Annotated in this window: 34 protein-coding genes; 28 read left to right on the top strand and 6 right to left on the bottom strand. The window is 68.5% G+C overall.

The features are described from left to right. Nucleotides 1-284: 284 nt before the first annotated feature. The 22 genes from G339_RS0103570 (at nucleotide 285) to G339_RS0103670 (ending at nucleotide 12,658) form a co-directional block, all read left to right on the top strand. Nucleotides 285-680, top strand: coding sequence for an ATP-binding protein (locus G339_RS0103570; protein WP_019629705.1), 396 nt, complete (start codon nucleotides 285-287; stop codon nucleotides 678-680). Nucleotides 681-1,127: 447 nt separating this feature from the next. Next, a complete protein-coding gene (locus tag G339_RS0103580; RefSeq protein WP_026341096.1) occupies nucleotides 1,128-1,433 on the top strand; it encodes a hypothetical protein in 306 nt (101 codons plus the stop codon). A gap of 125 nt (nucleotides 1,434-1,558) precedes the next feature. Further along, complete coding sequence (locus tag G339_RS0103585; RefSeq protein WP_157407308.1) at nucleotides 1,559-1,924, top strand: hypothetical protein; 366 nt, start codon at nucleotides 1,559-1,561, stop codon at nucleotides 1,922-1,924. A 47-nt stretch (nucleotides 1,925-1,971) separates the two neighbouring features. Beyond that, nucleotides 1,972-2,976: a DNA cytosine methyltransferase gene (locus tag G339_RS32445; protein ID WP_019629709.1), complete on the top strand. Its 1,005-nt coding sequence runs from the start codon at nucleotides 1,972-1,974 to the stop codon at nucleotides 2,974-2,976. 19 nt (nucleotides 2,977-2,995) lie between these two features. Continuing rightward, on the top strand, nucleotides 2,996-3,250 hold the full coding sequence (locus G339_RS0103595; RefSeq protein ID WP_019629710.1) for a hypothetical protein: 255 nt from the start codon (nucleotides 2,996-2,998) through the stop codon (nucleotides 3,248-3,250). 92 nt (nucleotides 3,251-3,342) lie between these two features. Next, entirely contained in the window at nucleotides 3,343-4,224 is an 882-nt protein-coding gene (locus G339_RS0103600; RefSeq protein WP_026341097.1) for a tyrosine-type recombinase/integrase, read from the top strand. A 168-nt stretch (nucleotides 4,225-4,392) separates the two neighbouring features. Then, nucleotides 4,393-4,875 (top strand): hypothetical protein, encoded by a 483-nt coding sequence (locus G339_RS0103605; RefSeq protein WP_019629712.1) that lies wholly within the window; start codon nucleotides 4,393-4,395, stop codon nucleotides 4,873-4,875. After that, entirely contained in the window at nucleotides 4,872-5,288 is a 417-nt protein-coding gene (locus G339_RS32450) for a DUF6884 domain-containing protein (protein WP_019629713.1), read from the top strand. Before G339_RS0103605 ends, G339_RS32450 begins: the two co-directional genes overlap by 4 nt. A gap of 48 nt (nucleotides 5,289-5,336) precedes the next feature. Then, the gene (locus tag G339_RS0103615) at nucleotides 5,337-5,624 is read left to right on the top strand and encodes a hypothetical protein (RefSeq protein WP_169514706.1); all 288 of its coding nucleotides are present in this window, start codon (nucleotides 5,337-5,339) and stop codon (nucleotides 5,622-5,624) included. After that, the gene (locus G339_RS0103620) at nucleotides 5,608-5,847 is read left to right on the top strand and encodes a hypothetical protein (protein ID WP_019629715.1); all 240 of its coding nucleotides are present in this window, start codon (nucleotides 5,608-5,610) and stop codon (nucleotides 5,845-5,847) included. Before G339_RS0103615 ends, G339_RS0103620 begins: the two co-directional genes overlap by 17 nt. Then, nucleotides 5,847-6,287 carry a KTSC domain-containing protein gene (locus G339_RS0103625; protein ID WP_157407309.1) on the top strand — a complete coding sequence of 147 codons (441 nt, stop codon included), beginning with the start codon at nucleotides 5,847-5,849 and terminating at the stop codon, nucleotides 6,285-6,287. Before G339_RS0103620 ends, G339_RS0103625 begins: the two co-directional genes overlap by 1 nt. A gap of 70 nt (nucleotides 6,288-6,357) precedes the next feature. Continuing rightward, nucleotides 6,358-6,714: a hypothetical protein gene (locus G339_RS0103630; RefSeq protein WP_019629717.1), complete on the top strand. Its 357-nt coding sequence runs from the start codon at nucleotides 6,358-6,360 to the stop codon at nucleotides 6,712-6,714. 83 nt (nucleotides 6,715-6,797) lie between these two features. Continuing rightward, nucleotides 6,798-7,763 (top strand): CHAP domain-containing protein, encoded by a 966-nt coding sequence (locus tag G339_RS38500; RefSeq protein ID WP_157407310.1) that lies wholly within the window; start codon nucleotides 6,798-6,800, stop codon nucleotides 7,761-7,763. A 1-nt stretch (nucleotide 7,764) separates the two neighbouring features. After that, nucleotides 7,765-8,217 (top strand): hypothetical protein, encoded by a 453-nt coding sequence (locus tag G339_RS0103640; RefSeq protein ID WP_019629719.1) that lies wholly within the window; start codon nucleotides 7,765-7,767, stop codon nucleotides 8,215-8,217. Then, complete coding sequence (locus tag G339_RS0103645; RefSeq protein WP_019629720.1) at nucleotides 8,217-8,504, top strand: hypothetical protein; 288 nt, start codon at nucleotides 8,217-8,219, stop codon at nucleotides 8,502-8,504. The genes G339_RS0103640 and G339_RS0103645 overlap by 1 nt, the downstream gene beginning before the upstream one ends. Beyond that, nucleotides 8,497-8,904, top strand: a complete 408-nt coding sequence (locus tag G339_RS39680; protein WP_019629721.1) for a hypothetical protein — start codon at nucleotides 8,497-8,499, stop codon at nucleotides 8,902-8,904. Before G339_RS0103645 ends, G339_RS39680 begins: the two co-directional genes overlap by 8 nt. 119 nt (nucleotides 8,905-9,023) lie before the next feature. Then, nucleotides 9,024-9,287, top strand: a complete 264-nt coding sequence (locus G339_RS38505; protein WP_157407311.1) for a hypothetical protein — start codon at nucleotides 9,024-9,026, stop codon at nucleotides 9,285-9,287. Further along, entirely contained in the window at nucleotides 9,284-9,469 is a 186-nt protein-coding gene (locus G339_RS38510; protein WP_157407312.1) for a hypothetical protein, read from the top strand. Before G339_RS38505 ends, G339_RS38510 begins: the two co-directional genes overlap by 4 nt. Then, the gene (locus G339_RS0103655) at nucleotides 9,432-10,607 is read left to right on the top strand and encodes an IPT/TIG domain-containing protein (RefSeq protein WP_019629722.1); all 1,176 of its coding nucleotides are present in this window, start codon (nucleotides 9,432-9,434) and stop codon (nucleotides 10,605-10,607) included. The genes G339_RS38510 and G339_RS0103655 overlap by 38 nt, the downstream gene beginning before the upstream one ends. Then, complete coding sequence (locus G339_RS0103660) at nucleotides 10,607-12,088, top strand: hypothetical protein (protein ID WP_026341099.1); 1,482 nt, start codon at nucleotides 10,607-10,609, stop codon at nucleotides 12,086-12,088. The genes G339_RS0103655 and G339_RS0103660 overlap by 1 nt, the downstream gene beginning before the upstream one ends. An 8-nt stretch (nucleotides 12,089-12,096) precedes the next feature. After that, on the top strand, nucleotides 12,097-12,399 hold the full coding sequence (locus G339_RS0103665; protein ID WP_019629723.1) for a hypothetical protein: 303 nt from the start codon (nucleotides 12,097-12,099) through the stop codon (nucleotides 12,397-12,399). 43 nt (nucleotides 12,400-12,442) lie between these two features. Continuing rightward, entirely contained in the window at nucleotides 12,443-12,658 is a 216-nt protein-coding gene (locus G339_RS0103670) for a helix-turn-helix domain-containing protein (RefSeq protein WP_019629724.1), read from the top strand. On the opposite strand, the gene G339_RS0103675 is transcribed toward G339_RS0103670, so the two are convergent. From G339_RS0103675 to G339_RS0103690, 4 genes are all read right to left on the bottom strand, one after another. Beyond that, nucleotides 12,659-14,050 (bottom strand): tyrosine-type recombinase/integrase, encoded by a 1,392-nt coding sequence (locus tag G339_RS0103675; protein ID WP_019629725.1) that lies wholly within the window; start codon nucleotides 14,048-14,050, stop codon nucleotides 12,659-12,661. Nucleotides 14,051-14,348: 298 nt separating this feature from the next. Further along, on the bottom strand, nucleotides 14,349-15,206 hold the full coding sequence (locus tag G339_RS0103680) for a dienelactone hydrolase family protein (protein WP_019629726.1): 858 nt from the start codon (nucleotides 15,204-15,206) through the stop codon (nucleotides 14,349-14,351). A gap of 26 nt (nucleotides 15,207-15,232) precedes the next feature. After that, nucleotides 15,233-15,901 (bottom strand): esterase/lipase family protein, encoded by a 669-nt coding sequence (locus G339_RS0103685; RefSeq protein WP_019629727.1) that lies wholly within the window; start codon nucleotides 15,899-15,901, stop codon nucleotides 15,233-15,235. A 247-nt stretch (nucleotides 15,902-16,148) separates the two neighbouring features. Continuing rightward, complete coding sequence (locus G339_RS0103690; protein WP_019629728.1) at nucleotides 16,149-16,919, bottom strand: winged helix-turn-helix domain-containing protein; 771 nt, start codon at nucleotides 16,917-16,919, stop codon at nucleotides 16,149-16,151. Nucleotides 16,920-17,035: 116 nt separating this feature from the next. Between G339_RS0103690 and G339_RS32460 the strand changes: the two genes are divergently transcribed. The 6 genes from G339_RS32460 (at nucleotide 17,036) to G339_RS0103720 (ending at nucleotide 22,775) form a co-directional block, all read left to right on the top strand. Beyond that, complete coding sequence (locus G339_RS32460) at nucleotides 17,036-18,214, top strand: ABC1 kinase family protein (protein WP_019629729.1); 1,179 nt, start codon at nucleotides 17,036-17,038, stop codon at nucleotides 18,212-18,214. A 174-nt stretch (nucleotides 18,215-18,388) separates the two neighbouring features. Beyond that, the gene (locus G339_RS0103700; RefSeq protein ID WP_157407313.1) at nucleotides 18,389-19,579 is read left to right on the top strand and encodes a hypothetical protein; all 1,191 of its coding nucleotides are present in this window, start codon (nucleotides 18,389-18,391) and stop codon (nucleotides 19,577-19,579) included. A gap of 68 nt (nucleotides 19,580-19,647) precedes the next feature. Continuing rightward, complete coding sequence (locus G339_RS0103705; protein ID WP_019629731.1) at nucleotides 19,648-20,340, top strand: YcnI family copper-binding membrane protein; 693 nt, start codon at nucleotides 19,648-19,650, stop codon at nucleotides 20,338-20,340. Next, complete coding sequence (locus tag G339_RS32465; protein ID WP_019629732.1) at nucleotides 20,340-20,876, top strand: copper resistance CopC family protein; 537 nt, start codon at nucleotides 20,340-20,342, stop codon at nucleotides 20,874-20,876. Before G339_RS0103705 ends, G339_RS32465 begins: the two co-directional genes overlap by 1 nt. Further along, the gene (locus G339_RS32470; protein ID WP_019629733.1) at nucleotides 20,873-21,838 is read left to right on the top strand and encodes a copper resistance D family protein; all 966 of its coding nucleotides are present in this window, start codon (nucleotides 20,873-20,875) and stop codon (nucleotides 21,836-21,838) included. The genes G339_RS32465 and G339_RS32470 overlap by 4 nt, the downstream gene beginning before the upstream one ends. A gap of 127 nt (nucleotides 21,839-21,965) precedes the next feature. Continuing rightward, a complete protein-coding gene (locus tag G339_RS0103720; RefSeq protein ID WP_019629734.1) occupies nucleotides 21,966-22,775 on the top strand; it encodes an SAM-dependent methyltransferase in 810 nt (269 codons plus the stop codon). Between the two features lie 12 nt (nucleotides 22,776-22,787). On the opposite strand, the gene G339_RS0103725 is transcribed toward G339_RS0103720, so the two are convergent. Beyond that, nucleotides 22,788-22,970, bottom strand: coding sequence for a hypothetical protein (locus G339_RS0103725; RefSeq protein ID WP_019629735.1), 183 nt, complete (start codon nucleotides 22,968-22,970; stop codon nucleotides 22,788-22,790). Nucleotides 22,971-23,031: 61 nt separating this feature from the next. After that, complete coding sequence (locus G339_RS0103730) at nucleotides 23,032-24,579, bottom strand: carboxylesterase/lipase family protein (protein ID WP_019629736.1); 1,548 nt, start codon at nucleotides 24,577-24,579, stop codon at nucleotides 23,032-23,034. Nucleotides 24,580-24,596 lie beyond the last annotated feature (17 nt).

Consider the following 24,596-nt stretch of genomic DNA (forward strand, 5'->3'; position numbering starts at 1 on the left):
CAAGGTTTGCTCGTCGAGACCGTCGATGGCGGCGCCCGGTGGAGGGTCCAGTGCCCCCAGACTCAACGGCGAGTGACGGTCGGGGCTCTGGACGTCGGCGGTGGCGCGGCGATCTTTCTCTGGGGCGGGAACTGGCAGGTGCCTTCCTGGGAGATGGACCGGGTCGAGACATCGATCGTGAGCTTCCTGCGCCCGCCCTCCTGACTCAGACCTGTGGATCGAACCACGGACGCAAATACCCGGCCCCGAAGCACACCGTCAGGTTCTCCAGCTCGCCCGAGTGCGTGCGCTACGGCAGGAAGTGGCTGGTCGAGAAGCTGGACCCCGCCTCCGATGGACCGGTCCTTGATGATCCGGACACCATCGACGTCCTGGTGCTCTTGCTGTCGGAGACACTGACCAACGGCATCGTCCACGGGCGGGGCGGGCACGTCTGCGTCGATCTCACCTTCGCCGACTCCTTCATCGAGATCGGCGTTGTCAGCGAGGTGGAAGAGAACAGCTCCAGGCCGCGGATGCGCTCCGCCGGGAACGACCAGAACGAGGGGGCGGCAGAGAACGGCCGCGGCCTGGGCCAGATCGTCCGAGAGTTGGCCGACGAGTGGGACTACGACGAGGCGCTTTATCACGATCGTCCGGGCGTCAGGGTCTGGTTCCGGAAACGGGTGACGAGAACATGAACCCCCACTACCACGAGCCCTATCAGCAGCCCTACCCCGTCAACCAAGGGCGCCAGAGCGCCGGACACATGGGGACGGCCCTTCGGCAGCAACAGCCCGCAGCCCCGCGGCAGCTCTCACACAATCAGCCGGACCCCCGCCGACAGAGCAGCGCAGGAGGGCCCAGACCAAGACAACCTCAGGCGAGCCAGCCGCAGCAGACTCTTCAGCAACAGGCGAACCGTACCTCGCACCGGGGCGCAAGTACCTCCGAGGTCGGCGACTACTTCTTCGCCGTGTCACTGCTCTTGTTCGGGATGCTCATCGGCGGCACGATCGTCGCCATCTTCTGGAGCGTCACCGGCTAGAGACGCGCCCCGGACCTTCTCGGTGGAAGCCTGCGACCCCCGCAGGAGAAGGTCCGGGGCGCTCGCACACCCTGTCGTTTGAAACGGAAAGCACAAGACGATGTTGGAACTGGTCCACACCTCGCCGGTCGCAGAAGACCCGCCCTCCGGATGGCTCTCCCCGGATCTACAGGTGGTCGACCCCGAGCAGGGAGACCTTCGAGCCCTGGCTGCCGACCTGTCAGACGACATCCACATATGCGCAGAGCGACTGCTTGTGGCCTACAACGTAGACGAGGACGGCATGTCGGCCGTGTTCGAGGTGTTGGGCCAACACCTGCCCGATGCCCGGACCCTATTCAAAGCGCTGAAGACCGCGCACCGCGTCGACGCCGAAACGTTCGGCGTCGCGCCTCGCAGTCGGTGATCCCGCTTCCATGAAGAACGATCTACCAAACCTGCTGGACGTCAAAGATCATCGGCGGTCGCTTGGGTGAATACTTTCACCTTCCGGGGGATGATCTTCCAGTAGTGGCACTACTCTGCGTGATCATGAGCGCTTCTAAAGAGGTCATTGCATGGGTTGAGGCTCTCCCCGCCGAGTGGATCAAGTGCCGCGACGACGGCCACGACTGGAAAGATCACTCGTGCCACCTATACGACGGTGCCTACGACGTGATCCGAAAGTGCCAGCGGTGCACCACCGAGCGCATCAAGGTCGTGCACGCCCGCACCGGGGAACGGTTGGCCACCTATTACGCCTACCCCGAGGGCTACACCGCTTCGGGAACGGGAGGGCTGACCGAGGCCGACCGTAACCTGTTGCGCCTGACCAACGTCAGGCAGACCAGTGCCACGTTGGCGTCGGTGAAGGACGCCTCGCACCGCCGACGTCCCGGCTCCCAGCTAGCCGCTTAGTAACTCGCGTTCCAAGGCCACCGCCGCCGGGCGGCAGGCTCACAGAGGTGCTCACCTCTGTGGAGATCTGCGCTGGTGCCGGTGGCCTTGCGCTGGGGCTGGAACAGGCGGGGTTCGCCCACCAGCTCCTGGTTGATATCGACCCTGACTGCTGCGCGACGCTGCGCGCCAACCGCCCCCGATGGAACGTGCGCCAAGGCGACGCCCGTGAACTCGACGGCGGAGCCTGGCACGGCGTCGACCTACTGGCCGGGGGCGTGCCCTGCCCGCCGTTCTCGATCGCCGGACTGCGCAAAGGCAGCGACGACGAACGTGACCTGTTCCCGGCACTGATCGAACTGGCCGCGCAGATCCGTCCCAAAGCCGTCCTAGTAGAGAACGTTCCCGGACTGGGCGAGGCCCGGTTCTCCGACTACCTGGAAAGTGTGTGCCTCCAGCTGCGGCTGCTGGGCTACGGCGTGCAGTACACAGTGCTACGCGCGTTCGAGCACGGTGTACCGCAGCTGAGGCCGCGGTTCTTCCTGGTGGGAATGCACGCCCGCTACGCCACCCACTTCCGCTGGCCCATCCGCGCGCCCTACCCCTACAGCGTCGGCGAGGTGTGCGCCGAAGAGATGGGGTCGCTGGGCTGGGAAGGTGTCGAGCAGTGGCTGTCGCTGGCCGGCGCCCACCGCGCCTACGCCCCCACGATCGTGGCCGGTTCCCGTATCCACGGAGGGCCCGACATGGGCCCGTCGCGTTCGCGCGAGCGCTGGCGAAACCTGGGCTTCTCCTCCAAGAGCGTCGCTGACGCCCCGCCGCGGCCCGGCGACCCACAGCCGCCGCGGATCACGATGAACATGCTCGCCCGCATCCAAGCCTTCCCACCCGCCTGGCAGTTCATCGGAACCAAGACCTCGCGGTGGAAGCAGATCGGCAACGCCGTCCCCCTGCCGCTGGCAGCAGCCGTAGGAAAGCGGATCGCGCTGGCGCTTCGCGCCCCCGACATCGACTACCGAGGGCTGGCCGACTTCGAGCGCGGCTTCTACGACATCCGCCAACTGGCGGCCTGAGAAAAGAGGAGGGACGACCGTGGGTTGCTGGTACGACATCGAGCTGCGTTTCGCCGGGCCGCCGGTGGAGGACATGCACGCGTTCGAGAAGAAGATCACCCGGTCGGGGATCTGGATCAACGCCCGGCAGGAAGGCGACGGCGTGATGGTGCTGCACGGGTCGGTTCCGGCCAGGGACCTGGAGCAGGTGCTGGCCGAGCACCTGCCGCCGCCGGTCGTGGCGATGACGGACCTGGGCTACACCCCGATCGAGGAGAAAATCTCCCCGGTTTAACACATAAATACAGCCCGAAACGGACGAAGCATGCCAGGGGTGAACATAGTCTCTGAGGCATGCAAGTCAGGGCAGCATTCGGACCAGATGAGATGAGATACCGCCGCTACCTGGAAGCGGTACGCGGATTGGCCGACAACACGGTGAACGCCTACATCAGCGACCTGTGGGCGTTCTCGGCCGACACCGGAATCAACAAGGTCGGCGACATCACCCGCCAAGCCGTCACCGACTGGATGGCCGACAACGACCACGAGCTGTCCGACCGCACCCAAAGCCGCCGCCTGACCTCGCTGAAGACGTTCGTGGCCTGGGCGGTTGACGAGCAGATCATCGACTACAGCCCGATCGCCACGATGAAACGCAAGGTCACCTCCCGCAAGATCCCCAAGTACTGGACCAAGAGCCAGATGCGGCGGCTGCTGGACCACGGCGCGGTCGGCTCCGACCCCATCACCCTGCGCGACCGCGCCGTCCTGGAACTGCTGTACTCCTTTGGGCCCCGCGTGTCGGAGCTGTGCGCCCTGGACTTGGACACCATCGACCCCGAGGACCAGGTCGCGGTGCTGGAAGGCAAGGGCGACCGCGAACGCACCGTCCCGGTCGGCGTGCCCGCCCTGCACGCGGTCCAGGCGTACCTGGAGCACGGTCGCCCGCATCTGGACCGCACCGCCGACCTGCCGCCCGAACGCAGGCAGTGGGCGCTGCTGCTGACCGGCACCGGGCGGCGCATGTACCGCCAGGAGGTCGCGCGCATCGTGTCCTACTGCACCGGCCGCGTGGGCGTTCCCGACCTGGGGCCGCACGGGTTCCGCGACACCGCCGCCACCCACCTGCTCAAGAGCGGCGCCGACATCCGCTATATCCAGGAACTACTGGGGCACGCCTCGGTGCGGACCACGCAGATCTACACCCACGTCGCCCCCGAAGACCTGATCGCCGAGTACCGGCGGACCCACCCCCGCGCGTCCTGAACGCGACGGAAATTGAGGGGCCCCGGAGGTGTGCGCACAGCTCCGGGGCCAGGGCAGGGCGTTCGCCGGTCACGCCGGGTCGAGACGTGCCTATCGCGATCATGCGCTGCATCAACGCATCCAGAGTGTCCCCCCGCACTCACCGCCACTAACTAGGAGTTACTGAACGTGCACTACCACGGGGACCGTGATCGGCTTGAAGGAGAGAACGACTTCGACTGGGGTTACCGCCTGGGCGTCGAGGACACCGACAGCAAGCACCGCGAGCGCGAATGGAGACGCCGCCGCGAAGCCGAGCGCAACGCCCCCAAAGCCCAGCCGTGGACCTACTCGACCGCCGAGCACCGCCGCGGCGACAAGGTGAAGGCCACCCTGCCGTGCGCCTGCCACAGCGAGATCTGGCTGACCGCCCCCATGCCCGACCCCGAGCACGCCGACGACCAGCAGGTCACCGAGCTGGAGGGCATGGCCATGTGTCGCACATGCCACGCCCTGTTCAACACCCGCGTGCACATCGAGCCCGACGAAGAAGGCGAAGGTCAGCTGTACCACGGCGCGCACTTCCAGCTGGTCGGCGACCTTGCGCTGTCGGCGGTCAAGCAGGGCTTCAAGCCCAAGTCGATGCTGGAGATCCTAAAGGAGACCGCGTGAACGTCGTCATCGTGTCCTGTGGCAAGAACAAGCGCAACGCCCCGGCGTCCCCTGCGGGCCAGATGTACACCGGCACCCTGCACGCCCAGATGCGCCGCGCCGCCGCCGCCCTGAACCCCGACCGCGTCCTGATCATCTCCGCGCGGTACGGCCTGGTCCCGCTAGAGACCCTTATAAAGCCCTACGAGCTGCACGCCACCGACCCCGGCGCGGTCACCGCCGACGTCATCGCCGACCAAGCCCGCCTGCTCGGCGTAGAAGACGAGCCGGTCACCGTCCTGGCGCCCGCGCCCTACCTGATGCTGGTACGCCGCACCTGGCGCGGTCCGGTCACCGCCCCCCTGGAAGGACTCGGCCGTGGCATCGGGCCCATCAAGCGCAAGCTCGCCGACATGTACGCGACGGCGGCCTGAGCAACACCCCTTTCCATCTCGGTCGCCCGGCGACCTACCGTGATGATCATGCACACCGAATGCTGTCAGCACATCGCCGGGCGGTCTTTTCACGCCCCCACCTGCCAGTGCGAGGTCACCCGCGACGAAGCCGGGCCGCGGCCTCCCTCGGACTGGACCGTGCAGTCGGGCTCGCCGCAGCCCCCGCACGACTACGAGTTCCCCGGCCAGCTGATCCGCCGCGACCAGCTCCCGCCCCTGGACCACCTCAACGAAGCTCAGCGCAAGCAGTACCTGGCCAGCATTGAGGTGGTCGACGAGCTGCCGGGAGGTGACGGCGATGACGGCCGCCCGTAAGCCACCCCGCACCGGCGGCCACGCCCGCGCAGCCCGCGGCCCCGCCAGCGACTCACGCAAGGCCGCCAGCGTCGAGCAGGTCCGCGCCGACTACCAGCGCGCCACCTCCGCCGACGCCACCGAGCAGATCCGCCAGCTGGCCAACCCCAACCGCATCCGGCAGACGCCGCGCCAGGCCCGACAGGTCGCCTCCGCCCGGCGCAAGCAGACCCGGGGCCTGTAATGGCCCGGCGGGGTGGCCGCTCGCGCAACCGCCGGCAAGCACGCAACTTCAGCCCGCGCACCCAGCGCAGCGACTTCCACGACCCCTACGACGTCTACGACGATGTAGGGGAGCGACGTGTCGCCGCACACAAGGTCGCCGACCAGTTGCGCCACGACGCCGAGACAGAGCTGGCCTTCACCATGGCCCGGCGCGGCGACGACTCGCTGCTGCTGCCCTACCGGCCGACCCGCTCGATCAACCCGCCACGGCCCCGCACGGTGGCGGCCGGTTACGACGAGGAAACCGAGACGCTGCGGGTGCGCTTTCGCGACGGGACACCATGGGAGTACTACGGGGTGAGCGAGCAGGTCTGGAACGAGTTCCGCTCCACCAACAGCCCCGGCCGGTTCATCAACCGCGTGCTGAACAACTACGACTACGGCCGCGGCGACTTCTAGTAACTCCCATTGCCACCGCCACTCGGCGCGTTGGAAGCGTAGGGCGCACGGACCCGACACGGAGGAATCCATGTGCCCTACCTGCACCAAGCTGCGCGCAGTTCTCGAAGAGATCCTCTGGCCGCCCGGCTCCTTTGAGCCGTTGAGCGTGCGCCAGGCCAAGCATCGCGCGCAGGAAGCCGAAGCCAAGCTCGCGCGACTCCAGACGGCGGGCCGCCACAGGCGCACCGAAATCAACGAGGACTACGTCCCCCAGGGCGTGCCCGTCGGCGGGCCCATAGAGCCGGTCGTGCCGGTCGAGTCACCGGCCGCCGCTGAATACTCCGAAGCATTCGCTGTTCCACCAAACACTCCCGAATGGGAGCGAGAAGACAACGAAGAATACCGGGGCAACGACTGCGCCTACACGGGCTGCGACTGCTGCTAGTAACTGTGATTGTCACCCCTTTCGCTGCGGCTGACAGGTTCGAGGAAGGAATACGAACCGTCGGCTGAAAGGGAGTGGTGCACATGCCGAGCACCACCGACAGCTCGACAGTGGGATGGGCGAACGCCACCTCAATGGCAGTGATTCGCCGTGCTGCTCGCGACATCGGAATGCGTGAGAAGCCCCCGGGAAGTAACCGGACCCCGCTGGGCGAGGCATTCGGATGGAACGGGGTGGCCTGGTGCCAGATCGCCCAGAGCATCTGGTTCAAAGAAGCGGGCTACACACCCAACGTCGACTACCCGTGGACCGCCGCATGTGCAGCAGCCGTCTCCTGGTTCAAGCGCAAGGGCCGCTTCGGCAGAACCCCGAAGGTCGGCGCGATGATCTTCTATGGGCCCGGTGGTGGAACACACGTCGAATTGGTCGTTGAGGTACATCCGACCTACGTCGTGACGATCGGCGGAAACACCAGTGGATCACTGAATGGTGCATATTACGCGGGCGACGGAGTTTACAAGAAATCCGTGTCCCGATCGTCGTCTCGGATCTACGGCTACGGATATCCGTTCAAGGCGACCGGCAGTGCTGACGACTCCTCAAGCGTCGTTATCGGAGAGGACGACATGCCCAAGTACATCTCGCTCGGCGGGCTCAAGAGCCAGGAACTGGCCGCCGACAAGTGGACCACGATCTGGTGGGACAAGGAATACAGCGACAAGCACAAGCAGCACGGCGACGGGAACTACCCGACCATCATGTCCGGCCCGGCGTACTTCATGTCCACGGTCGGCATCACCATCGAGGACGTTCCCAAGGGCACCGAGGGCCAGTTGCGCCTGATCGAGGTGAACCCCAAGAAGGACATGAAGGTCTCCAAGACCTACCCGATCCAGGAGTTCACCACCACCTCCGGCCGCCACTTCGAGACCTACGGACCGATCGGCTCGGTGTCCAAGGGCATGCGCCTGCGCGCCCAGGTCGTCCTGTTCGGCCGCACCGGAAAGCTCACCGGCCGCACCGTCAAGATCTTCTACTGGGACAAGTGACATGGACATGACCGCCCTGAACTGCCTGGCTGAGGAGCGTGGCGAAGTGGCCGAGTTCGACGAGACCGCGCCCTTCTACGACGGCACCGCCGAAGACGGCGACCCCGAGCTGGGGCCTGATTACCCGGTGTTCGACACCGACCCCGCCCACCGGACCCCGGCGTCACCGGTCGAGGACGACGAAGTTCCCGATGACGAGGCGAACCCCGCCGAGCAGGCCGACGACGAGCCCGCCCCTGTCAAGGCCAGCAGCGACGCCGGTAGCCGCGCCGGGCGCACCGTCCTTCAGGGAACCATCGCCGCCGCGGCCGTCACCACACCAGCCGCCGCGATCATCTCGCCTGACGGTCTTGGGCTGGACGACTGGCGACTGCTGCTGATCGGCCTGGTCCAGGCCCTGCTGACCGCCGCGCTGGCCTACCTCCAGCGCATCGCCGACACCCGGCGCAGCTGATGCCCCGCACCCGAGGCGCCGGACGCCTCTTCTTCCACACCTGCCCGCTGTCAGACCAGGCGCCGCTAATCCACCGCGCCCCCTCGTGGGAGGTCGACTACCCCTTCCGCGCCGGGCGCTCGATCATCGTGCGCTGGCGGGGCCGCGGGCTGGTCTTCGGCTACTGGAAGACCCCGCTGGACGAGGACGCCGCCCTCACCCGCGCCATCGACGCACACCAGGCCGAGATGTTCGACCGCGACGGGGCGCTGCTGCCCCACTTCACCAAGGAACCGGCCCATGAATGACGCCGTCGAGGCGATGATGACCGCCACCTGCCCCGCCAAAACCTGTGGGCCCGGCGAACACTACTGGGTCACCTCCATCTACAACGGCGACTCCATCAGCCAGTGCGCGGTGTGCGAGGAGTTCAACTGGGACGAGCTGCGGCGCGACTACGTCCGCAAGCGCATCATCGACCGCGACCACCCTGCCTTCGCCCGCCCCTTCCATCTGGTCCGCCACGACGACGTCACCGGCGTCAGCGGGGAGGGGATCGTCGCTGACGGCGTCAAGTGGCCCGACGGCACCGTGGCGCTGCGCTGGCGAGGAGAAGACCCCTCCACCATTCACCGCGACACCCTGGAATCGGTGGAGAAGATCCACGGCCACGACGGAAGGACCCGCATTGTCTTCCCTAAGTCCTGAACAGAAGGCGTACCAAATCATCGACGCTCAAAGAAGGATTGCCGACTACGCGAACGGTGACCTGGACATCGAATGGCAGTTGCTGGAGATTCTCGGACTGACCAGCATCTGGGGAGACCGTGCCGATTCTTAGGTGGCGTATTCGTCGCACCCCTGAAGCCACCTACGACAAGGCCCGCCGGCGGCTGTCGAAGATGGCGACCTCAGAGATCCTCGGATGGGTTGACCAGGTCGGAACCGAGGTACTGACGGCATTTGACGCCTACCGTCGCTCCGAAACCCACGAATCCATCAAGGACGCCCAATCGGCAGCCAATGTCATTGTTGCTGTTGCGGACGAGCTTGAGGGACGATGTGTGAAGAAGAAAAGAGGATTGCTGTGACAACGCCTGACGACGCCGCCTGGATCAAGGCATTCGGATTCAAGGACCCGCCCGAAGAAGAGTTCGACGACGACGGGCCGGGTGACCGGGAGTTGTACGCATACAACCCTCTCACCGATCCTGATTTCCCCATTGGGAGAACCCGTGCCGAAGACCAGCAATACCTCACCGACGACGGATGACACCACGTCGACCGCGCCCGGCAAGGGCGACCCCACCACCGACGGCAAGTCCGCGCCCACCGACACCAAGGTCAACAAGACCGCCACTCCGGCCGACAGCCCGTCCCAGCCTGTCCAGCCTGCCGACAAGCTCTCGGACCTGACCGACGAGACGCCCGACGACCGCGACGCCAACAAGGCCAAGCCCGCCGAAGCCAACCCCGACGCCGTCGCAGCGGCCCCCGGAACCGGTGACGCAGGCGGCTCCAGCTCCGGGGGCGCCGGTGGGGTGTCCCCGTACGTGGGGATCAACGACCCCGAGTACGCGAGCTGGACCGCGCAGAAGGCCGACAAGGACGGCAGCCAGATTGGGGTGCCCGAGCTGACCCGCAGGCCCGGCCAGGTGATCGAGGACGGCCGCCAGCCCGACGTGGACGCGTTGTACGGCGACTGGGGCGTCATCAACGGCCAGTTCGACGGCACCCAGTACCTCAACAACCTGTTCCTCCACCCCAAGGGCAAGCCGGACGAGCTGATCGGCCACCCGGGTGCACCGAAGATCAAGGTGCTGTTCCCCGCCACCGCCAATCCGTCAGGCGGCACGTGGCTGGAAGTGCGCGGCAAGGACTTCTCCCAGATCCGCAAGGTCACCGTGGACGGCATCGAGCTGCGCTCCACCGACGGCAACACCGACCAGGCCGACGAAGGGTATGCAGCCTTCCGCCGCATCTCCGGTGTGTCGGTGGCGATCAAGGTCCCGCGCGACAAGGACTACACGCCCACCGACTGGGAAGCCGACCCGTCGGCCACGCCGTACTCCAAGAAGGCCAAGATCAAGATCGAGACGGCCTACGGGGCGTCCAACGAGATCGAGTTCACCTACCTGGAGGCAGCACCGATCCCGGTCAAGGGCGGGATCAAGGACGCCATCGGCTACTCGGCCCCGGTGTTCGCACCCGACCTGGCACCGCTGGCAGCCTCCGCGCCCGCCGTGGAGAACGAGGTCGTCTACCCCGTCACCGCCAAGGACCCGTTCGCCGTCCTCAACGGTGGTGTCGGCGACGAGCGCGAGATCGGCGGTATGACCCGCGCCACCGAGCAGCTCCGCGCCGACGGTATCCCCGAGCTGCTGGACGACGGCGCCGAGGGCGGTAAGTGATGCGCAGCTTCACCGGCAACACGCTCCAGCAGCTGGGCTACCCGCCGCCCAAGGACGGCTTCCGCCTGGTCGTCATCCCCAACGGCGCGCTCGGAGCCCGCAACCACACCATCCACGCCATCGCCGACCGGCGCATGGCCGACGACGAAGTGACCATCAGGCCCGGTGACGGGTCTGATGCTGTCACCATCACGCTCGACACCATCGAGGCCGACCGCAAGACCGGCTCGGCCGAGCACGTGTTCAAGCGTGCGGGGGAGTGGGACGTGATCGGCGAGGCCGCCACGTCCAAGCGCACCGCCGCGGCCCCGGTCTGGATCGACCCCATGAAGGTCGCCGTCGAGACCGTGCCGAACAACGTCGTCGACCGCTCCGACAAGTACCGCCGCACCGCCTCGCTGCGCGTCACCGGCGTCCCGTACCCGGCCAAGGTCACCTTCACCGTTCTGGGCACCAGCCCGGCCAAGGCCGTCACCGTCGACACCGAGCTGGACAACGCCCAGGTTCCCAACGCCGGCACCGCGCTGAACTTCGACGAGGCGTGGGCCAAGGACGTCCAGACCCCGGCCATCGTGCGCATCACCTGCGATAAGTTCCCAGGCGACTCGATCTTCGAGCGCGTGGCGATCCCGCAGACCGACATCCCCGTCATCGCCTCCATCTCGGTGGCAGGCGCATCGGGTCTGAACCATCTGGATCTCAAGGGTGGTCAGCCCGGCATCATGGAGGGCACTGGCCTGACCGGCGTCACCGAGATCCGGTTTGGCAAGGTTGCTGCCACCGACCTGAAGGTCCAGTCCGACACCCTGGTCACCTTCACCACGCCCGCGATGACAGTCGAGGGCTACCAGGACCTGGTCATCGTCGCCGGCGGTCAGGAGTACCGCCGCTACCGGTTCTTCTCGGCGGGCGACCCGACCAACCGCCCGATCCCCGAGCCGCCCAAGCCCGCCCCCAAGGCCGCACTGACGCTGACGCCCAACGGGCTGAAGGTAGACGCCTCGGTCACCATCACCGACGCCGAAGCGGGCGACGTCACCAAGGTTGTCCTGGACTTCGCCGGAACTCCGGTGACAGCGACCGGCAGCGGCCTGGGCCCGTGGACCGGCAGTCACAGCTTCACCGACGGCGGCAAGAAGACCGTGGTCGCCACCGCCACCGTCGCCGGGAAGGCAGTCACCGACACCAAGACCGTTGACCTTGCACCCTCGCCGCCCACTCCGTCCGTCAAGCTGACGCTGAACAACGACAAGCTGAAGGTCACTGCGTCGGCCATCGTCAGCAACGCCCAGGCGGGCGACGTCACCAAGGTCGAGGTCGACTTCGACGGAACGAAGAAGGACGCCACCGGTACCGGTCTGGGGCCGTGGACGGTCGACAACGACTACGCCGACGCTGGGACCAAGAACGTCACCGTCACCGCCACCGTCGCCGGTAAGCCGTTCACGGATACCAAGACCATCGACGTCACGGACGCGTGAGGTGAGCCATGGCTGACGACAAGCCCGTCAAGCCCGATGACCCGGCCTACGTCGGGTGGACCGGGCAGAGCGACAAGCCGATCCCGGAGCTGGCTACCACGCAGGACACGGTGACCCAGAGCCAGCTCCCCAACCTGGACAAGGCGGGGGAGTTCGTCACGAACAAGGAGCTGGCCGACAAGATCAAGCTCGACCAGCTGGCTGAGTGGAACAAGGAGCAGTACGAGCTGCCGTTGCGTGTAGCGGAGGCCCCGCCGCCGAAGCCCAAGTCTTCGGCACCCGCGGGTAAGGCTCGCCCGAGTAGCAACTAGTGCCGCGTGTACTTAGCAACTCGCCCCGGGCAGGCAGCAGCCCATGAGCGCTGAACCCATCGAGGCCGCCCTGCCCGGGGCATTGCATGAAGACCTTGCTCTGCTCGACGCCGACGACGTCTGCGCGATCCTGCGCATCAAGAAGTCGTGGCTCTACGACCAAGTCGAAGCCGGGAAGATCAAGGTCATTCGTCTCGGCCGCCAGCTGCGCTTCCGCAGGGCAGACATCGCAGAGTTCATCGAGAGCTGCACAAGCTGACTACGCAGCCACGTCGTCGAAGTCGTCGAAGATCTCTTCCAGTGACTCAGCGAGCGACTTGTCCTTCTCGTTCAGGATGGCGGCGTACCGGGAGGTGACCTCCAAACTCCCGTGCCCGGCACGCTGCCGCACCTTCTGGAGATCGACCCCCTTGGCGATACCCCAACTGATCCCGGTGTGCCTCGCGTTGTAAGCAGTGAACTCCTCCGGAAGCCCCGCAGCCTTCCGAGCGGTCGACCAGTGACGTCCCCAGATGTCACGGCCCAGAAAAGCCATCGGGTCATTGTTGTGCCAGGTGTAGTTCCGGCTCGGCGCTTCCACTTGCTGCCCTAGCTTCTTGCGTCGCCACTCGCGCTGATACTTCGCCGCAAACGCCTTGCAGTGCAGGCATCGGCATTTTGCCGTGTAGTACGCTCCTTGCGTCCCATGCTCGTACACCAGGCCGCGGGGAGTGACGATCGGCGGGCCCTTCGGGACGTCTCGCAGAGCGAGTTCAACGCTGGCGGGCTGGCGGTAGGCGAACATCCAGTTCGGGAACATCAACCCGTCGTCTGGGATGTCGTACTCCTCGATGTGCTCTTGTGCCCAAGTGCACATGCGCTTGGAAAGACCGAAGCGTCGGTGGTCGCCGCTCTTGGGGTACGGCTTGACGAGCCATCCCGGCTTTCCGGACGGGTGGAATTTTGAACTCAGATACACCGCCGAGCGGGTAACGCTCAGCGTCCCTTCCTTGAAGTCGAAATCGCAGGGCCTGAAGGTTCGCATCTCGCACTGCCGTGCCCAGGATGTGACGTTCAGGCGCGCATAGAACTTGGAGGGGCCATAGGTGAGGCCCGCTTCCAGGCGCTCCCACTGTTCATGGTTCGCGACCAAGATGAGCTTTGTTGGAACTTGCTCAAGGCGGATGGTCCGGATGGGGTTGTTCTTCCGATACCCCTCATCTAGTGCTTGTTGGCACATCGACGACAGAACCTTGCGGGCGGCGCGAATCGTGGTGATGGACTGCTGGCCGCCTTCCTCGCCGGGAAGAACTTCGGTCAGCAGTCGATGGAACGTTTCGCGCTCCACCTCCATGATTCGCAAATGCCCAATGTAGGGGAGGATGTGGTTTTTGAGCGTGTAGTGGTAGCTCTGCTTGGTGTCTGGGCCGATGGGGAGCTGGTGTGGAAACCTCGTCTTGCAGAACGCGCTGATGGTGGTCACCGCCTTCTTGGCGGGCGAGGTCTCGGTGGTGAGGCCCCGGGCGTGGGCTTCGGCCTGCTCGGCTACCTCGATGGCTCGTTCGTGGGTGGTGAAGGTGCCCGCGGACAGGTACTTTCCGTTCGCGGCCTTGTACATCCCGGTGTACCGAGCGTCACCGCTGGCGCTCTCGCGCTCGATGACGTACGCCATGTGCTGCTCCTTCTTAAGGTCCCCGCAGGAGCGGCCGGAAGATCACCTTCGCTAGATCATCCGCTAGACGGACGGTGATCCAGGGTCCTCCAGGGGACTCCACTAGACTCCAACGTCTAACGCGATCATGGCCTCTGACCTGCGGTTTCATGCTTCCCTTAGCAACAGGACCTCACACACCGAAGATTTTCGGCGGCACCACGGAAATCATGAAGGAAATCATCGGCCGCAGCATCCTGTAGTACGAAGAGAGCGGGCCGCGCGGGATCGTCCGCGCGGCCCGCTCATTTGGCTTTCGTTACATCGGGCAGGTGGATTTGTAGGCCGCGATGGTGGACTCGTTCGTCGGGCCGGGGCAGAGGAACTGGGTGTAGCGGGTGTCGTCGTCGACGTAGCGCTTCAGCCAGGAGAGGGTGTATTCGGCGATGCGCTTGTCCGGGAAGACGTAAGCCATGTGGCCCGCGTTCTTGAGGCGGACGTACGCCTTTTCGGGGGCGTTGGAGATTCCGTCGTAGAACGGCTTGGCGAAGGTGCCGTCGGGGGCGATGAAGTCGTTGTCCGAGCCGAAGATCATCGTCGGGGTCTTGACCGAGGTCAGCGGGGCCGAGACGTGCCAGGGGGCGAGGGCGACCGCCGCCTTCAGGTTCGGCCGGTTCGCGGCGGCGCTGAGCGTGCCGCCGCCGCCCATCGAATGGCCGACGACCGCGAGGCGGTTCGGGTCGATCCGGTCCTTCACGGTGCTCTTGGACGTCAGGTAGTCGAGCGCCGCGAGAAGCTGGCCGCCGCGCGAGTCGGGGGTGTCGAAGACCGAGGTCGTGTCGAGCGTCATGACGACGAATCCCTGGGAGGCCAGGCGCGGGCCGTACCAGTCGATCGCCGACTTGGGCTCAAGGAATCCGGGAATGACCGCGACCGCGCCGAACGTGCCGTCGGCGGTGGACTTCGGATAGTAGATCGTCCCGTCCGCGAATCCGGTTCCGCTGCCCTTGGGGACGTCGACCTGGGCGATGTCGTAGGAACCGCGGTCGGCCGTCACGCTCGCCGTCGTCGGGTCCGGGCCCTTCTCGAAACCGGCGGCGTGGGCCGGAGCGGTCAGGCAGCCGACGGCGACCGCGCCGCCCGCCAGCGCGCCGAGAATTCCGCGCTTGCTGAGCATTCTGTTGTCCTTTCGGTGGGTCCGGCTCAGGAGCGCAGGAAGTCCGCGACCTGCTTGAGCACGGCGGTGTCGCTGAGATAGCCGCCGTGCTTCTCGCAGGCGACCTTCGTGTTGCGCGCGCCGTCCAGGACCGTGCTGGTGTAGGGATAGATCACGCCGTCGCAGGACGAGTACCAGGTCGCGTAGGACGTGTTCCCGGGCGTCTCGTCACCGGCGGTGATTTTGGAGATGAAGGCCGAGCCCGGGTACATCTGGCGGCACGTCAGATACCAGAGGCAGTTGACGGCCGCGTAGGTCCCGTGGTTTGCCCCGGCGAGCGACGCGAGATGCGCGACGTCGGAGGTCCCGCCCAGCGCCTTGAGGTAGTAGAGGCTGACGAGGCCGCCCATCGAGTGGTTGACGATGTCGACCTTCGCCGCGCCGGTCCCGGCCTTCACCTGCGCGACGTAGGAGGCCAGTCCCTGGGCGTTCTTGGTGTTGTCGCCGTAGGAGTTGTACTCGTAGGCGAAAAGCCGGTCGGAAGGATATCCGGCGTTCTCAAAAACAGTCCGGGCGGTGGTCCAGTTCTTGGCACTTCCCGAGTAACCGTGGACGAAGACGACGGGAGCCGGCCCGTCCGCCCGCGCGGCGGTCCCGGCTCCGAACAGCGTCGCGGTGGCGAGCGCGGCGGTCGCCGCGAGGGGGAACAGGCGCACGGGGTCTCCTGACGGACGGCATGTCGGTTGCGGGACTCATGGTCGGGCCGGCACCGCCCCCGGACAATGAACCGATCGCAGAAACGAACGCGAACATGCGCGTCCACGGACAAGACAACGGCGGAAAGAATGACCGCTCAGGCGCGCAGGCCGCGCAGGTAGTCCGTGAAGTCGGCGGTGTAGTCCGCGTATTCGCGGCGCCAGCGGGCGCGGCCCGCGGAACGCGTAGAAGGTATACGGGCGCGGTTCAGGCGGTTCCGGCGTGGCGCGTCAGGTCGGACGCCGCGCCGACGAGCCGCCGGAACCGCTCGACCGCCCGCCGGTGGTGCAGCGCCGCGAGGTCCCCGAACAGGGCGAGTTCGGGCTCGGTCGGCGGCTCGTTCGCCTCCCAGGCGCGGAGCATGGCGAGCCAGGCCGACGCGTGCGTCCGCGGCTCGGCGGCGAAGAACGCCTCGACGGCCTCGGGCACCTCGGCCAGCGTCTCCGCGAGGGAGTTGAGGACGGCCAGGTGCGCCGTCTGGCCGACTGCGGCCACGACTGCGCGCAGGACGTTCAGTTCCGCCTCGAAGAGTTCGGCCAGATCGGGATCGTCCGTCGCGGCCAGCAGCTCCAGCCGGGCCGCGGCGCGCCGCGCGGCCGCCGGGTCGTAGCGCCGGGGGTCGGCGGCGATCGTGCGGACGGTGCGCAGGAACAGGTCCTGGTGGAGCTCCACGACGTCCTGGAAGATCCCCGCCGCGGTGTCGGGCAGGTCGCGCGCGAAGCGGAACAGGTGCCGGTGCGTGTCGAGCCCGCCGTACAGCCGCACGTCGCGGACGGTGAAGCCGAGCCCGCGCCGGGCGCTGACGAACCCGGCCGCCTCCAGCCGCCCGAGGATGAGCTGCGCGGTGGCGCGGTTGACGCCGAACTCGTCCGCGATGCGGCGGATGGACGGCATCAGCTCGCCCGGGGCGTGGACGCCGGACGCGATCCGCAGCGCCAGGCGGTCGGCGATCTCGTCCACGATCGTCTGTTTGCGCACGCCGTCCGTTCCCCCACGATGCGGCCATTGACCGCGCACCCCGAAAACCCTACATTCCACCGGATGTCGTGGCGCGCGACTGCAGTGTCAACTCGTTCCTCCGGTGAGGAGTTCCCGTGCGCGACGACGTCTTCTCGCTACCGGCGGACGTCCGCGAGCGCACCGCGCAGCACATGTTCGAGGTGCTCGGCCAGCTCAGGGGCTGCGCGCTCAAGGGGGCGGAGCAGCTTCGCGTCCTCGGGCAGGCGCTGCCGCCTGATCTGGCCGGTCCGTACCGGGTCGCGCTGGCGCGGTTGCAGGAGTCCGCGCCGTCCATGCTGCCGTCCGTCGTGCATCAGGTCCTCGCGCGTGGACTGGGGGACGACTGGCGGACGCTGTTCCGCGAGTTCGACGACCGTCGTCCGGTCGCGGCGTCGGCCGGGCAGGTCCACCGCGCGGTGTGGTGGGACGGGCGGCGGGTCGCGGTCAAGGTGCAGTATCCGAGCGCGCGCCGCCTGTTCCGGCGCGACCTCGCGCAGCTCGCGCGGCTGTGGCGGCTCGCGTCCGCGCTGATCGGACGGGCCGAGGGCTGGGAAGTCGTCGAAACCATCAGCGAGCAGATCGGCGAAGAACTCGACTACGCGCGGGAGGCGCGCAACCAGCGGGCGTTCGCCGCCGCGTTCGACGGCGATCCCGACTTCGTCGTGCCCGCCGTCGTCGCGCAGGCCGGGGACGTGCTCGTCGGCGAATGGGTCGCCGGGACGCCGGTGACGCGGCTCATCGCGGCGGGGGAGCGCGCCGACCGCGACCGGGCGGGCCTGCTGATGCTCCGGTTCGGTTTCGCCGGACCCGGCCGGTGCGGGCTGATGCACGGCGACCCGAGTCCGGGCAACGCGCGGCTGCTGCCGGACGGCCGACTCGGCGTCCTGGACTTCGGGGCCTGCGCGCCCGTCCCGCCGGATCTGCGCCGCGACCTGGCGGAACTGCTGGCGGCGCTGGCCGGGGACGCGCCCGGCGCGTGGACGGACGCGCTGCGCGCCCGGCGGTTCCTCGCGCCGGACGCCGATCCCGCGGCCGCGCAGCGGGTCGTCCGGGACGTCTTCGCGTTCCTGCGCGACGACGAGTTCGCGTTCAGCGACCGGCGGCTGCGCCGGGCGGTGCGCGCCGTCGACGTGCGGGGCCTGCGCGGGTTCGGCGTCCCGGCGCGGTTTGCCCGCGTCTGGTGGACGCTGCTGGGCGCGGTCGGCGTGCTGAGCCGGCTGGAGGCGTCGGGGCCGTTCCGCGGTGAACTCGCGCGGCTCGGCGGCGCGCGCTAACACACTTCGCCCGGCACGGCTAGACGAAACCGTCTGAGTAGCTGTCTCAGACAGTTGGCCGGGCTTGCTAACGCGCCCGTCCGCGCCCGCCTAAATTGCCCTCACCCCCGAAGGCGAACCGAGGCGAACGCGGGAGCCCGCCCGGTCCCGCGCCCTCGCGAAAGGATGATTCCCTTGCGACTCGGACCGCGCGTGTCGGCCGCGGTGTTCCTCGCCGTTCTCGCGCTCCTGGCGGCGCTCGCGCCGGGCGTCGCCTCGGCGCAGCCGTCCTACGAACCGCCCGTCTGGAAACCCGCGCCGGGCCAGAACGTCACGACCGTGCGCTGGGGTCCGATGACCATTCCGGCCGCGCCGTCGATGGAGGACCCGATGGCGTCCGCCGCGATGCCGGACCACGGCGCGATGCCGGCGGGCGAACTCGACAACCAGATCGCGCTCGACGGCGGCTGCAATCCGCTGCTCAGCACCTGGGGACCGGTGTCGCCGTACAAGGTGAGCTGCATTCCCATGTCGATTCCCAAGCCCTGCGACGACTGCTACATCACGGGAATCCTGCCGGACCTGGTGAAGAAGGGCACCGACACCAGCGTCAACATGAACAACGGCGGGATGCTGCACCACGTCGTCCTCATGAACCTCAACCGCCAGGACGCGACGTGCCCGGCCTGGGGCGGCTTCAAGCCCATCAACTGGCTCGGGCTGCTCAACGGCGGGAACGAACGATTCTTCGCCGCCGGGAACGAACGGACCATCGCCCAGTTGAACACGGCCGGAACCTACGGCTACCGCGTCAACAAGGGCGACAGGTGGGGGCTCATCTACCACCTGATGAACTACACGCAGCAACCGATGGACGTCGAATTCAAATTCACGTTCACCTGGGTGCGCAAGGCGACTCCGGTCGACCCGGTCTGGCTGGACATCGACCAGTGCTCGGACTCGGAGAAGAAGATCCCCGCCGGGTACAGCGACCTGGAGTGGAGCACGCCCGTGCTGCGCGGCGGGACGCTGGTGGGCGTCGGCGGCCACGCGCACGACCACTCCATCGCCGTGTCGCTGGAGAACGTCACCAAGAAGAAGTTCTCGTGCGTCTCCGTCGCCGGATACGCGCCTGGATCCACGTCGGCGCCGAGCGGTCCCGGACCCGGCACTCCCGGCCATCCCGTGAAGGCGAACACCGTGACCACCGACGGCCATCCGGGCACGAGTCTGGACGCCTATATGGGATCGGTGTCGGACTTCAGTCCGTGTACGCCGATGGATCAATGGGACGTCGGGGATACGGCCCGAATCCACGCGACCTATTACCACCCCACCGGCGTCGACGACGCGATGGGAATCATGGTCGCCTACCTCAAGCGCTGACCCGTGGGCCGTGCCGGTGCTGGACCGGCGCCGGCACGGCCCTTTCCCCGTCGAGGACGGAGCCAGACATGGTCGAAATCAGCCCGGCGCTTCGGCGTTCCGGCACGGTGGTCGCGGGTGCGGCGGTCGCTTCGGCGCTGCTCGGCGGGGTCGCGTCCGCGCACGTCACCATTTCCAGCGCGCAGCCCGCGGTGAGGGGCGAGTACGCCCAACTGGCGCTCCGCGCGCCGAACGAGTCCGAGAAGGCGAGCATGGTGAAGCTCGAACTCGACGTTCCGGCGGACACGCCGCTGCCCAATGTGACGCCTGAGCCGGTGCCCGGCTGGAACGTCGAAGTCGAGACCGTCACGCTCGACCGCCCGGTGCGCATGGAGAAGATCACCGTGACGAAGGCCGTCCGTTCGATCGTGTGGACGGCCGAACGCGGAAAGGGCACGCCGGTCGACAATTTCCAGAGCTTCCAGTTCATGACGAAGCTGCCGACCAACACCGACAAGCTCGTCTTCTCGGCCGTCCAGACCTACAGCGACGGATCGAAGACCGAATGGAACCAGCCGGTCGGCCCGGACGGCGCCGAACCCGAGAATCCGGCCCCGACGCTGGCCCTGGCCGCGCCCGAACAGAAAACCGCGCCGACCGAAACGAAGATGTCGAATACCGACACCACCGCGCGCTGGCTCGGCGGTGTCGGCATCGCGGTCGGCGTCGTCGGGATCGGCTTCGGGGCGCTCCGGGGCCGGCGGCGCGCCGCCGGGGACTGATGCGGGGGATCGCGCGGGCGGCGGGCTGCGCCGGGCTGGCGGCGTTCGTGCTGCTGGCCGGGCAGCGGCCCGCCCTGGCCCACAACAGGCTGGTCGCCACCGATCCGCCCGCCGGGGCGCGGCTCGCGACCGCGCCGGGCCGGGTCATGTTCACGTTCGCCGAACCCGTCCAGGAATCCGACGAATACGACGCGATCACCGTCACCGGGCCGGGCATGACGCGCTGGGAGGTCACCGGCGTCAAGGTCTACGGCGACACGATCAGCGCGACGGTCGGCGCGCTCGGGCCTGCCGGGACGTACACGCTCGGGTACCGGATCGTGTCGGCGGACGGCCATCCGACGACGGGCGCGATCACCGTGACGCTCACCCGGCCCGGCGGCGGAACGCCGATGGCGGCGATGGCGGAACCGGCCCGGCCGTCCACCGGCGGGCTCGGCGGACGGCCCGCCTGGCTCTGGCTCGCCGGCCTGGCGCTGCTCGGCTGCGCCGCGCTGGCCGCCGTGCGGGCGTCGGGCCGCCGGGAGGCGCGATGACGGGCCGGGCGCTGACCGTCGCCGCCGCGACGCTCGTCGCCTTCGGCGGCCTGGCGCTGGGAATCAGCGCGACCGAGACCCCCGACCATTCCGGCATGGCGATGACGAGATCGGTCACCGAGATCGTCCTGCCCGCCGCGCGCCTGGTCGGCAACATCGCGGGCGTAGCCGCCGCCGGTCTGGCGCTGCTGTTGATCCTGCTAGCCGGGACGGACGAAGCACTGGCGGCCGGAACCCGCCGCGCGGCGACCGGCGTCGGCGTCTGCTGGACGCTCGCCACAGCCTGCGCCCTCTGGCTGCAAGCAGCGGAGATCTCCCCGCTCGGCTACAGCGTGACGGGCCGCGAGACCATCGACTACGCCACCCACGTCACGACGGGCCGTGCCCTACTCGTCACCCTGGCCGCAGCGGCGACATACGCGCTGCTCAACACGGCAAGCCGAACACTCCCGGCCATTCCCCTGCTCGTCGCCGCGGTCGGCCTGATAGCCGTCCCCCTGACCGGCCACCTGTCCCAATCCTCACAGCCGCTCCTGGGCCGCGCGTCGATCGCCGCCCACGTCCTGGCGGCGGCCCTGTGGGTGGGCGGCCTGGGCGCGATCTTCCTCCTGGCCGCCGACGACCGAAACACCCTGGCCACGGCCCTACCCCGCTTCTCGAAACTGGCCGCCGTCTGCATCACCGCAGTGGCCATCAGCGGCGCACTCATCGCCTACCTCCGCCTAGAACCCGACGGCCTCTTCGACAACCTCTTCACCACCGGCTATGGCTTCCTGATCCTGGCCAAAACCGCCTGCCTGATCGCCCTGGCCAGCACCGGCAACCACATCCGCCGCCGCATCCTCCCCGCCGTCCTGACCCGCCACCCCACCGCCCTCCCCACCTGGGCCGGCGCAGAACTGACCCTCATGACCCTGACCCTCGCCCTCGGCACGGTCCTGGCCCGCTCCTCGGTCACCTGACCCGGCCGCCGTCGCCGTCGTCCGGGGAGAGCGGGCGGCACGGGGTGTCATAAGAATGTGGATTTGTCTCATCTTTTGGGGGTGTGGGGGTTAGGCTGCGCGGGAGGCTGTTGCGAGGGGGTGGCCGATGGCGGCTCGGGATGCGAGCGGGGGAGCGCCGGCGTTCGATACGAGCGTCGCGCACATCGCGCGGGTGCAGGACTGCTGGCTCGGCGGCAAGGACAACTTCCCCGCCGACCGGATCGCCGCGCAGCAGGCGATCGAGGCGATGCCGGACATGGTGGCGTCGGTGCGGAACACGCGGGCGTTCCTGGCGCGGTCCGTCAGGCATCTGGCCGAGGGGGAGGGCGTCCGGCAGTTCCTCGACATCGGCACCGGGATTCCGGCCGCGAACAACACACACGAGGTCGCGCAGGCCGTCGCGCCCGAGAGCCGCGTCGTGTACGCCGACAACGACCCGATCGTCCTGGCGCACGCCCGCGCCCTGCTGACCAGCGGCCCGCAGGGGGCGACGGCGTATCTGGACGCCGACCTGCGCGACACCGCGCCGATCCTCGAGGGCGCGCGCCGCGTGCTGGACTTCGAGCGGCCCATCGCGGTCATGCTCGTCGCCGTCCTGCAGTACATCCCGGACGAGGACGACCCGTACGGCATCGTCGAGGAGCTGATGGCCGCCGTCCCGTCCGGCAGCTACCTCGTCGTCTCGCACCCGGCGAGCGACATCCAGGCGTCGGCGATGGCGGGCATGGCGAGCCGCCTGAACGAGCTGATGGCGCAGAAGGTCCGGCTGCGCGACCGCGCCGGGGTCGCCCGGTTCTTCGACGGGTTCGACCTGGTCGAGCCCGGTCTGGTGCGCGCCCCCGAGTGGCGGCCCGACCGTCCCGAGGACGCGGCGACGCCGTCCACGATGTGGAGCGGCGCCGCCCGCAAGCCCTGACGGGCGCGCGCGTCAGGGGGCTGTCTCTTCGGTGGCCCGCTGCGCGCCCTCCCGTTCGATGCGGCGGCGCTGCGCCTCGACGTGCTCCGGCGTCGGGTCCAGGCCCTCGGCCATCGCCAGGTCCTCGGGATCGACCGGAGTCTCCGCGCCGGTCCGCAGCTCGGCGTCGGTCTCGCGGCCCGTCCGCTCGGTCATGGTGTCTCCTCCGGGTCGGTTGCGCCCCGCGCCTACCCGGCGCGGGGCGTCCGACACGCCGTCAGTAGCTCCGGGGGACGGTGCTCCAGAACCCGCACCGGTGCTCGTCGGCGAACCCGGTCATCGGCTTCGACCCCGGCGGGACGTACGAGCGCATCCGCTGCCCCGACGCGGTGAAGCGCGGCCAGCCCGCGACGCGGTGCGCGGTCGCGAACGACGCCCAGTCGCGCCGCATGGTCGCCGCGAGCCGCTGCTGATCAGGCGACAGCTCGGCGGGGAACGCCGCGTTGCCGACGGTGAACAGGTACTGCAGTTCGGTCGCGTGCGCCGCGCCGTAGGGGAAGGACACCGGTGCCAGGTACAGCTCCGGCGGGTTCGGGTCGTTGAACTCGTACGCGTACGTCGGGACGCGTCCCGCCAGCCACCGGTCGACCGACAGCGCCGGGCACGCGAAGTCGGCGTCGGTGCCGAGCGCCGACAGCGCCTCCGCCGGGCTGCCGTACCTGCTCAGCGGGTACTGCGCGGCGACGCGCCGGGCCTGGTCCGCCGAGACGTACGCCATCGCCTGGATGCCCGCGAGGTAGTTCTCCGGCGTCGCCCGCCCGCCGCTGAGGTCGTACATCAGCGCGACGAAGTAGCTGGACTCGTTGTGCGTCGTGCCGTTGACGACGGGCACGCGGTGGAACGCCCCGCGCCGCAGCGCGTCGTCCAGCGAGCGCGGGAGGACGCGGCCGTCCACGTCCGGCAGGTACGACCCCTGCTGGTGCGCGAGGACGGTCGCGGCGGGCAGCGCCCGCAGGCACGCCGCCGACTGGTCCGCGCACCCGGCGGCGGTCGCGAACGACGCCCCCTGCCGCTCGGCCGCCGCGCGCGTCGGGAGCGTCAGCCCGTACGCGCCGCTCTGGTTGATCGCCGCCGAGAACAGCCCGGCCGATCCCGGCGAGACGAGCTGCGACAGGACGCTGAGCCCGCCCGCCGACTCGCCGAACACGGTCACGTCGCCGGGCTTCCCGCCGAACCGCGCGATGTCGTCGCGCACCCAGCGCAGCGCGGCCTGCTGGTCCATCAGCCCGTAGTTCCCGGCGGACCCGTCCCGGCCCGCGAGCGACGGGTGCGCGAGGAACCCGAGCGCGCCCAGCCGGTAGTTGACGGTGACGACGATGACGCCGTTCTTCGTCAGCTCGGTCGGGTCGTACGCCGACCCCTTCCCGGTGACGAACGCGCCGCCGTGCAGGTACACCATGACGGGGTACTTCGCCCGTCCGCGCGAGGCGCCGGGCGGCGTGTAGACGTTGAGGTACAGGCAGTCCTCCGCCGACCCGGCCGCGCCGGGCTGGAGGCACGCGGCCCCGGGCCGGTCGGCCGCGCGGACGCCCGTCCAGCGCGCCGCCGCCTGCGGGGGCCGCCAGCGGAGCGCGCCGGTCGGCGGCGCGGCGTAGGGGACGCCGAGGTAGGCGTCGGCGCCGGACCCGGCCGTGCCGCGCAGCACGCCGCCGCGCGTCGCGACGACCGGGTCGTGGGCGGGCGCGGCCGAGGCCGACGCCGGGAGGAACGCGCCGAGCGAGACGGCGGCGAGCACGGCCGCCGCGGCGCGCGAGAACCTGGTCATACCGGTCCTTTCGGGGG

This window comes from Actinomadura atramentaria DSM 43919, from assembly GCF_000381885.1.
Classification (GTDB): domain Bacteria; phylum Actinomycetota; class Actinomycetes; order Streptosporangiales; family Streptosporangiaceae; genus Spirillospora; species Spirillospora atramentaria.

What these genes read in the sequence shown, in the direction of transcription:
- G339_RS0103615 (WP_169514706.1), top strand. Translation starts at nt 5,337, where the DNA reads ATGCACACCGAATGCTGTCAGCACATCGCCGGGCGGTCTTTTCACGCC.
- G339_RS0103645 (WP_019629720.1), top strand. Translation starts at nt 8,217, where the DNA reads ATGCCCCGCACCCGAGGCGCCGGACGCCTCTTCTTCCACACCTGCCCG.
- G339_RS0103665 (WP_019629723.1), top strand. Translation starts at nt 12,097, where the DNA reads ATGGCTGACGACAAGCCCGTCAAGCCCGATGACCCGGCCTACGTCGGG.
- G339_RS0103730 (WP_019629736.1), bottom strand. Translation starts at nt 24,579, where the DNA reads ATGACCAGGTTCTCGCGCGCCGCGGCGGCCGTGCTCGCCGCCGTCTCG.
- G339_RS0103585 (WP_157407308.1), top strand. Translation starts at nt 1,559, where the DNA reads ATGAGCGCTTCTAAAGAGGTCATTGCATGGGTTGAGGCTCTCCCCGCC.
- G339_RS32465 (WP_019629732.1), top strand. Translation starts at nt 20,340, where the DNA reads ATGCGGGGGATCGCGCGGGCGGCGGGCTGCGCCGGGCTGGCGGCGTTC.
- G339_RS0103675 (WP_019629725.1), bottom strand. Translation starts at nt 14,050, where the DNA reads ATGGCGTACGTCATCGAGCGCGAGAGCGCCAGCGGTGACGCTCGGTAC.
- G339_RS0103725 (WP_019629735.1), bottom strand. Translation starts at nt 22,970, where the DNA reads ATGACCGAGCGGACGGGCCGCGAGACCGACGCCGAGCTGCGGACCGGC.
- G339_RS0103625 (WP_157407309.1), top strand. Translation starts at nt 5,847, where the DNA reads ATGGCCCGGCGGGGTGGCCGCTCGCGCAACCGCCGGCAAGCACGCAAC.
- G339_RS0103680 (WP_019629726.1), bottom strand. Translation starts at nt 15,206, where the DNA reads ATGCTCAGCAAGCGCGGAATTCTCGGCGCGCTGGCGGGCGGCGCGGTC.
- G339_RS0103660 (WP_026341099.1), top strand. Translation starts at nt 10,607, where the DNA reads ATGCGCAGCTTCACCGGCAACACGCTCCAGCAGCTGGGCTACCCGCCG.
- G339_RS0103630 (WP_019629717.1), top strand. Translation starts at nt 6,358, where the DNA reads ATGTGCCCTACCTGCACCAAGCTGCGCGCAGTTCTCGAAGAGATCCTC.
- G339_RS39680 (WP_019629721.1), top strand. Translation starts at nt 8,497, where the DNA reads ATGAATGACGCCGTCGAGGCGATGATGACCGCCACCTGCCCCGCCAAA.
- G339_RS38500 (WP_157407310.1), top strand. Translation starts at nt 6,798, where the DNA reads ATGCCGAGCACCACCGACAGCTCGACAGTGGGATGGGCGAACGCCACC.
- G339_RS0103600 (WP_026341097.1), top strand. Translation starts at nt 3,343, where the DNA reads ATGAGATACCGCCGCTACCTGGAAGCGGTACGCGGATTGGCCGACAAC.
- G339_RS32470 (WP_019629733.1), top strand. Translation starts at nt 20,873, where the DNA reads ATGACGGGCCGGGCGCTGACCGTCGCCGCCGCGACGCTCGTCGCCTTC.
- G339_RS0103720 (WP_019629734.1), top strand. Translation starts at nt 21,966, where the DNA reads ATGGCGGCTCGGGATGCGAGCGGGGGAGCGCCGGCGTTCGATACGAGC.
- G339_RS0103670 (WP_019629724.1), top strand. Translation starts at nt 12,443, where the DNA reads ATGAGCGCTGAACCCATCGAGGCCGCCCTGCCCGGGGCATTGCATGAA.
- G339_RS0103705 (WP_019629731.1), top strand. Translation starts at nt 19,648, where the DNA reads ATGGTCGAAATCAGCCCGGCGCTTCGGCGTTCCGGCACGGTGGTCGCG.
- G339_RS0103620 (WP_019629715.1), top strand. Translation starts at nt 5,608, where the DNA reads ATGACGGCCGCCCGTAAGCCACCCCGCACCGGCGGCCACGCCCGCGCA.
- G339_RS0103640 (WP_019629719.1), top strand. Translation starts at nt 7,765, where the DNA reads ATGGACATGACCGCCCTGAACTGCCTGGCTGAGGAGCGTGGCGAAGTG.
- G339_RS0103580 (WP_026341096.1), top strand. Translation starts at nt 1,128, where the DNA reads ATGTTGGAACTGGTCCACACCTCGCCGGTCGCAGAAGACCCGCCCTCC.